At 69.6% G+C, this 7,314-nt stretch carries 9 protein-coding genes; 4 read left to right on the top strand and 5 right to left on the bottom strand.

What is annotated here, in order from left to right; translation table 11 throughout:
* Positions 1 to 87: 87 nt before the first annotated feature.
* The 5 genes from L0H79_RS19135 to L0H79_RS19115 all read right to left on the bottom strand — a co-directional run bounded on the left by L0H79_RS19135 (position 88) and on the right by L0H79_RS19115 (position 5,126).
* Positions 88 to 357: a PLDc N-terminal domain-containing protein gene (locus L0H79_RS19135; RefSeq protein WP_301486237.1), complete on the bottom strand. Its 270-nt coding sequence runs from the start codon at positions 355 to 357 to the stop codon at positions 88 to 90.
* 56 nt (positions 358 to 413) lie between these two features.
* Entirely contained in the window at positions 414 to 1,589 is a 1,176-nt protein-coding gene (gene menE, locus L0H79_RS19130) for an o-succinylbenzoate--CoA ligase (RefSeq protein ID WP_301486236.1), read from the bottom strand.
* Positions 1,586 to 3,160, bottom strand: coding sequence for an MFS transporter (locus tag L0H79_RS19125; protein WP_301486235.1), 1,575 nt, complete (start codon positions 3,158 to 3,160; stop codon positions 1,586 to 1,588). Before L0H79_RS19125 ends, menE begins: the two co-directional genes overlap by 4 nt.
* Before the next feature lie 722 nt (positions 3,161 to 3,882).
* Complete coding sequence (locus L0H79_RS19120) at positions 3,883 to 4,038, bottom strand: addiction module protein (RefSeq protein ID WP_301486234.1); 156 nt, start codon at positions 4,036 to 4,038, stop codon at positions 3,883 to 3,885.
* Between the two features lie 116 nt (positions 4,039 to 4,154).
* Positions 4,155 to 5,126, bottom strand: coding sequence for a 1,4-dihydroxy-2-naphthoyl-CoA synthase (locus L0H79_RS19115; RefSeq protein ID WP_301486233.1), 972 nt, complete (start codon positions 5,124 to 5,126; stop codon positions 4,155 to 4,157).
* A gap of 59 nt (positions 5,127 to 5,185) precedes the next feature.
* Between L0H79_RS19115 and L0H79_RS19110 the strand changes: the two genes are divergently transcribed.
* The 4 genes from L0H79_RS19110 to L0H79_RS19095 form a co-directional block, all read left to right on the top strand.
* Entirely contained in the window at positions 5,186 to 5,665 is a 480-nt protein-coding gene (locus L0H79_RS19110) for an NUDIX domain-containing protein (RefSeq protein WP_301486232.1), read from the top strand.
* Between the two features lie 31 nt (positions 5,666 to 5,696).
* On the top strand, positions 5,697 to 6,227 hold the full coding sequence (locus tag L0H79_RS19105; protein ID WP_301486231.1) for a YbhB/YbcL family Raf kinase inhibitor-like protein: 531 nt from the start codon (positions 5,697 to 5,699) through the stop codon (positions 6,225 to 6,227).
* A 289-nt stretch (positions 6,228 to 6,516) separates the two neighbouring features.
* Positions 6,517 to 6,975: a DUF6318 family protein gene (locus L0H79_RS19100; RefSeq protein WP_301486230.1), complete on the top strand. Its 459-nt coding sequence runs from the start codon at positions 6,517 to 6,519 to the stop codon at positions 6,973 to 6,975.
* Positions 6,972 to 7,314, top strand: a 343-nt coding sequence (locus tag L0H79_RS19095) for a hypothetical protein (RefSeq protein WP_301486229.1), incomplete at its 3' end; no start/stop codon positions are given. The genes L0H79_RS19100 and L0H79_RS19095, both read left to right, overlap by 4 nt.

Genomic DNA, 7,314 nt, shown 5'->3' with positions numbered 1-7,314 from the left:
GTCAACTTCGCCAACGACTACTCCGACGGCATCCGGGGCACCGACACGGCCCGGGCGCTCAGGCCCGGCTGTCGGTAGGCACAGGGCTCAGAGCCGGCGCAGGAACTCCGGGTCGTCGTCGGGACCCCGGGGGCCCGAAGGGCGGGAACTGCCGCGACCGGGGGGGCGCTGCACCGCGTGCGAGTCGACGCGCCCGGAGATGAACCACAGGACCGGGCCGAGGACGGGGACCAGCACGAGCAGCAGCCATACCGCCTTCGGCAGCATGCGCATGCGGCGTCCGTTGGTCTGGAGACAGTCGACGAACGCATAGATCGTGGCGAAGACCACGGCTGCGGTCAGCAGTACGCGAGCCATCGGTCACTCCTTCGGCGAGGTGGTCGATCCCATTTTGCCACCTTGTTCCGTCGGCTTCAGTCGCCCTGAAGGGCAAGCCTGATCGCCGCCCGGTCGGGCTTGCCCGGAGCCAGGTGGGGGATCGTCGGCAGCGTGACGACACGTCTGGGCAGCGCAGGGTCCGGCAGGATGCCGCGCAGCTGGTCGCGAACGTCACGCGCGGTCACGTGCGCGTTCGGGTCGAGCAGGGTGACGGCCGCGCAGACCTCCTCGCCCCACTCGCCGTCGGGCATCCCGATGACGATGGCGTCGAGCACGTCCGGCACGTGCCGGGCGATCGCGTCCTCGACGACGCCCGGGGTGATCTTGAGGCCGCCGGTGTTGATGACGTCGTCGGCTCGCCCGTCGATGACGAGCCGCTCGCGCTCGTCGAAGCGGCCGAGGTCGTCGGTGCGGAACCACCGGACACCCTCGGGGTCGGTGGAGAAGGCATCGGCCGTCAGGCCCGGCTCGCCGAGATAGCCGTGGGCGACCGTGGCGCCGCCGAGCACGACATGTCGGTCGTTGTCGATGTGGATCTGGCTGGTCGGAAGCGGCACTCCGTCGTAGACGCAGCCGCCGGCGGTCTCGCTCATGCCGTAGGTGAGCCGGAGCGGGACGCCTGCCTCGAGGGCCTCTCGGTGCATCGCCTGCGGGGTTGCCGATCCCCCGACGAGGACCCCGTCGAAGCCGAGCAGCGCATCGAGCCCGTCCTGGGCGGCGAGCAGCCGGCCGAGCTGCGTCGGCACGAGGGCTGTGTAGCGTCGCGAGGCACCCGTCGCCTCGAGCCGGGCCGCGGCGCGCGCGAACCCGGCGGCCGTGAAACCATCCCGGCTGTCCAGGACGAGAGGCGTCGTTCCCGCCCGGAGCGAGCGGACGAGAACCTGCAGCCCGGCCACATGGTGGGCCGGCAGGGCGAGCAGCCACGACCCGGACCCCCCGATGACGTCGTGCGTCGCGTCGGCTGAGGCGCCGAGGGCCTCGGCGGTGAGCAGGACCCACTTCGGTCGCCCGGTTGACCCGGAGGTGCCGACGGCCACCGCCAGACCCTCGGGCAGGTCGGCAGGGTCGTGAGGTGCGACGAGTGGGGGAGGCCCGTCAGCGGCATACGGCATGACGGGGGCGCGGCCGGTCAGGGCGTCCTCGAGGACGGGCAGGATCGACAGGGCGTCCGGTCCGGCGGGCACGGGCACGGGCAGGGGCAGAAGCGTCACGAGGCAGCCTTCGGGAGCGGTCGGGCAGGACGGCCGACCCAGCGGGACCGGGCGGCGAGGATGACGCAGCCGAGCAGCGCTGCGGCGGCGACGGGGAAGCCGATGTGCGGGTTGAGCGGCAGGATGATCCCGAGCGCGCCACCGACGACCCAGAGCATCTGCAGGGTGGTCTCGGACCAGCCGAACACCGACGTGCGGACGCGCTCGTCGATCTCGCGCTGGATGAGGGCGTCGAGGCAGAGCTTGGCGAGCTGGGAGCTGAGGCCCTGGACGAGCCCGATGACGACGATGAGAAGCAGGCCGTACCAGATGCCGGTCGCGGCGCAGGTGACCATCGCGACGAGCAGGGTGATCATCGCGACGCGCTCGGGGCGATGCTCGCGCAGCACGTTGCCGAGGATGCTGCCACAGGCATTGCCCACGCCGATCCCGACACCGACGAGGCCGAGCACGATCCCGGCGTGCAGCCCGTCGATGGGGTGCTCCCTGGCCAGGAAGGCCATGAAGAGAATGAGGAAGCCGGTCAGCAGGCGGGTCCCTCCGGTCGACCACATCGCATGGCGCACCGGCCAGGGGATCGCGCGGACGCGGCGCCGCACTCGCCCGAAGATCCCGAGCGAGTCGACGGTGAGCGCGTGATCTTCAGGGGGATGGATATGCCGCTCGCTGCCCGCTCTGCCCGCGCGGCTCTCGATGGGGATCGGCGCGGTGTCCTCGGGGTCGAGCTCGCCCTCCGAGCTGTCGATCCGGGCAGGCAGGCGGATCGCCTGGATCGTGCCCACGACGAAGACGACGAAGGCTGCGCGGAGCGCCCACGGCGCGCCCCCGAACATGAGGGCCCCCGCGAGCGCGCCACCGACGGTGCCGCCGATGATGCCCGCGACGGAGACCTTGGAGTTGGCCTTGACGAGGGTGGTGTCGGGGGGAAGCACGCGAGGGACGGCTGCGGCGCGCACGACGGTGTAGCACTTGGAGGCGACGAGGTAGGTCAACGCGGCGGGGAAGAGCCAGTTGCTGTGGTTGGTGAGCGCCTCGGCCATGACCCAGCAGAGGAAGCCGCGCAAGGCCATCGTCGTGCCGATGGCCCACCGCCGCCCGAAGGGGATGCGGTCGAGCAGCGGGCCGAGGAACGGTGCGATGAGGGTGAAGGGGATCATCGTCAGCAGGAGGAACGAGGCGACCTCGTCGCGGGCCTGGACGGTCTGCGGGTTGAGGAAGACCGTGCCGGCGAGGGCGACCATCATCGCGGCGTCACCGGCGGCGTGGGTCGCATGCAACTCGGTCACGCGGGCCAGGCCCGACTCGCCGGCACCGCCGGAGTGTGTGTAGCCGTGGTAGGTGTGCGAGGTGAAGCGCCCGGCGCGCGCGGTGAGGCGGGCCCCGCCGACGGTGGCGCGCCCCACCCCCCGGCCGACGGCCCTGGTCGCGTTGGCTGCGGTGGTGCGCAGTGGCTGCTGGTAGTCGGCGGGCCGGCCACCCGGCGGGACGTCGATCTCCTCGGTGGGCTCGACCCGCGGCCGGCGCGCGCCGGCGTCAGCGCCGGCGTCGGAGGGGTCGTGCGGGGAGCTCACCCCTTCATCTTGCCCTGCCGCCGTGACAGTCTGCTCGCCCTACCCTGTCGACCGGGCACCTGGCGGCGCTCGACCGGGCGCCAGGGGCGCCGCAGGCGAGTTACTGGGTGGTAGAACACAACAAGTCCAACGCGGTGACCCGTACCACGCTGGACTTCATGCCGCGGCGAGGACTTGTTGTGTTCTTCGGAACAGACCTCAGCGCACCAGGGCGACGGCTCCGCAGACGACGTAGGCGAGACTCTCGCCGGTCATCAAGGAGTCGCAACATCATGCGCAAGGATGCCGGGCTCAACGGCGACACCGACTCGAGCCTCAGGTCGACGCCAGGCGATCACGCCAATGGCCGGGCCTGCGTTTCTCGTGCGCCGGCGCGACGACAACGAGCTCGGTCCCCCCGAACCAGGTAGACCAACCGGTACGGGAAGCCCGACACCCGGCGAGATCGCACGACCGGGGATGCTCTCCCAGCCAGGCCAGACCCCGCCAGCTTCCGGCCAGCCCAGGACCGTGTCAACGACATCGTCGACCGTCGCCTCGAATCGATCGCCGAGCCCAGCGCCGCGCTCCTCGTACCAAGCCACGTCGGCACGAAGCTCCGCCAGGGCCTCCGGGTGGTAGCGAACGTCGAGCATCAACGCTGCCCCGCGGCACGGTCTGCCGCGAGCTGCGCCCTGACATTGTCCCGCGAGATGGTCTGCACCCGACCGCTCGTGATGTCGTCAACCCGACGTGATCTTCGCTGTCCAGGCCTGGTGAAGCTCTGCCGGATCCGTCACGTCGTCGAGACTGGCCAGCAGGGCGCTGGCCACCTGGGCGCGCTGATCCACCGGGAGCGTCAACGCCAACCGCGTCATCTCGTCGATTCCGGCGGTCATGAACCCAGCCTTCGCGACAGGCTCCTCGAGCGTCTGATGAGAACTCGCCCGCAGCTACTGCCACAGCTTGTGCCCATCGGAGCACCAACCAGGCCGCTGATGGGCAACATCCCAGATCAGTAATACCAGGGGAACGGCGCCCAGTCCGGATCGCGCTTCTCGAGGAACTGGTCGCGGCCCTCGATCGCCTCGTCGGTCATGTAGGCCAAGCGGGTCGCCTCGCCGGCGAACACCTGCTGGCCCATCAGTCCGTCGTCGGTCAGGTTGAGGGCGAACTTGATCATCCGCTGTGCCTGTGGGCTCTTGCCCATGATCTCGGAGGCGGCCTGCAGCGCCTCACGCTCGAGGTCGGCGTGGTCGGCGACGATGTTGACCGCGCCCATCCGGTGCATGTCCTGCGCGGTGTAGGTGCGCCCGAGGTGGAAGATCTCACGGGCGAACTTCTGCCCGACCGACTTCGCGAGGTAGGCCGACCCATAGCCGCCGTCGAAGGACCCCACGTCCGCGTCGGTCTGCTTGAACCGGGCGTGCTCCCGCGAGGCGATCGTCAGGTCGCACACGACGTGCAGGGAGTGGCCGCCGCCCGCGGCCCAGCCGCTCACGACGGCGATGACGATCTTGGGCATCGTCCGGATGAGCCGCTGCACCTCGAGGATGTGCAACCGCCCGCCCTGGGCCTCGACCCGGGCCTCGTCGACCCCGGCCGCGCTGGGGTCGGCATCGGCGGAGGTGGCGTACTGGTAGCCGGACCGACCCCGGATCCGCTGGTCGCCGCCGGAGCAGAAGGCCCACTTGCCGTCCCTGGCCGAGGGGCCGTTGCCGGTGATGAGCACGACCCCGACATCGGGCGACATCCGGGCGTGGTCGAGCGCACGGTAGAGCTCGTCGACCGTGTGCGGCCGGAAGGCGTTGAGCACCTCGGGCCGGTTGAACGCGACCCGGACGACACCCGACTCGGGACGCGGACGACCCTCGCGGGCTCGGCGCCGGTGGTAGGTGATGTCGCTCAAGTCGAAACCGGGGACGGCATCCCACTCGTTCGGGTCGAAGATCTCGGACACGGTGCTGTAGGCGCGCTCGGTGCTCACGGACCCGACCCTAACGATGACCCAGACGTGCAGCCGTACGCGGCGTTAGGGTCGCCGCTATGCCGATCCCTCCGTATGTCGCCCACCTGCGCACGATGATCGGCCACGAACTGCTGTGGTTGCCCGGGTGCACGGCCGTCGTGCTCCGCCAGGTCGGCGACCGCACTGAGGTGCTGCTGCTGCGGCGATCGGACACCGGCGAGTGGACGCCGGTGACCGGGATCGTCGACCCGGGGGAGGAGCCGCACGTCGCTGCCGTGCGCGAGGTGCTCGAGGAGACCTGTGTCGTCGCCGAGGTGGAGCGGCTGGTCTGGGTCAGCGCCGGCGAGGTGATCGAGCACGTCAACGGCGACCGGGGCCAGTACCTCGACCACACGTACCGCTGCGGTTGGGTCTCCGGTGAGCCCCGGCCCGGCGACGACGAGGCCACCGAGACGGCGTGGTTCGCGCTGAGTGAGCTGCCGCCGATGCCACAGCGCCACGTCGAGCGCATCGCGTGTGCGGTCGAAGACCCGCGCGAGGTCCGGATGGGTCGGTAGGGCTGGCGGGCTCGGCAGATACGGTGCAGGTATGAGTCTCGATCGACCCCAGCACCCCGATCCCTACGAACTGCTTCCCAAGGTCGCGTCCTTCACCGTGACCAGCGAGGACATCACCGACGGCCAGCCGCTCAAGGACGAGCAGGTGGCGGCCAAGGGCAACACGAGCCCGCAGCTCGCATGGTCCGGCGCGCCGGAGGGGACCAGGAGCTACGTCGTGACGATGTTCGACCCGGACGCGCCGACACCGTGCGGCTTCTGGCACTGGGCGGTCGTCGACATCCCGGCCGACGTCACCGCTTTGGCGGTGGGTGCCGGCGCAGCAGGCGGAGGGGGCCTGCCGGCCGGCTCCTTCATGCTGCGCAACGATGGTGGTGAGGCGGCTTTCATGGGCGCCGCTCCGCCGCAGGGTGACCAGGTGCACCGCTACTACGTGGTCGTGCACGCGGTCACCGAGGACTCGCTCGGCATCGACGGGACCGCCTCGAATGCGGTGCTGAGCTTCAACCTGGCCTTCAAGACGGCTGGGCGCGCCCTCGTGGTGGGCACCTACCAGCACTGAGGCTCCTGGCCCGGCGGGCTCCACAAGGTCGGGCAAGGGTGTGCCTGTGGACACCGGCCGTGGCTCGGGATGGAACTGTGTCACCCTATGGGGGCGTTTGACGTAGTTCTGTTCGGATGTGACGGGGGAACCCATGGTTGTGACTCGCAGGTTGATGCCGTATGCCGCTGTGCTGGCTGCCGCTCTGACGGTGGCGGCATGCTCGGGAGGAGACCCTGAGCCGGTGGAGCCACCGGGGTCACCGACGAGCGTCGCCACGTCGGTGCCGACCGCGAGCACGACGAGCAGCGTGCCGACGACGAGCGCGACGCCGACGAAGGCCGACGACCCGGTGGCCGCCAAGATTCCCAAGGCTGCGCGGGCCAAGACCCAGAGGGGTGCCGAGGCCTTCGCCGCCTTCTACATGACCCAGGTGAATCGTGCCTTCACGAGAGCTGACCCTACCCAGCTAGAGGGCCTGTCCAGACCCGGATGCAATATCTGCCGTGCTTTCGAAGAAGGCGCCGAGGACATGAAGAAGGAAGGGGTCCACCACCAAGGACTCTCGATCGAACCAACATCTGCGACTATCCAACGATACGACGAGGTGGCCCAGAGCGTCCTGGTTTGGACGACACAGCACTCTGTCCCAGTGGTCAACAGAGAAGGCAAGCAGGTACGGACGACGACAGGTTCGAAGGGCATCTTCCTGGCGACACTCGTGTACGACAAGCACTGGTGGGTCAACAAGTTGCAGGTGGCGAAATGAGGTCCCTGCTGGGCAGAGCCCTCGCAGTGCTTCTACTGATCACTGGAGGTGCCCTCTACACAGCGACCTCGGCACAAGCTGGCACCTGTCCGGACAACGTCTTCAAAGTCTGTGGCAAGACAACCCATGATTACGCGGAGATCGGATGGACCCGCCAGCAGGTCCTCGGCCTGCCGAAGTTCAAGGGTGACAAGGGCGGCGCGGTCGTGGCCTCGGACAAGAAGCGGCCGGTGTACGAGTACCGCACCCTTGCCAACTGTTACCAGGCCAGGCCGGGCACTCCCACGGAGGGGGTCACCTGCATGGCGGCGCTGCGGACCTGCCCGGAGGACACGGTGG

It is taken from the genome of Intrasporangium sp. (assembly GCF_030452765.1).
Lineage (GTDB): Bacteria > Actinomycetota > Actinomycetes > Actinomycetales > Dermatophilaceae > Intrasporangium_A.
Note: the sequence above shows the minus strand (reverse complement) of the source record. Positions and strands in the feature narration are given on the sequence as shown.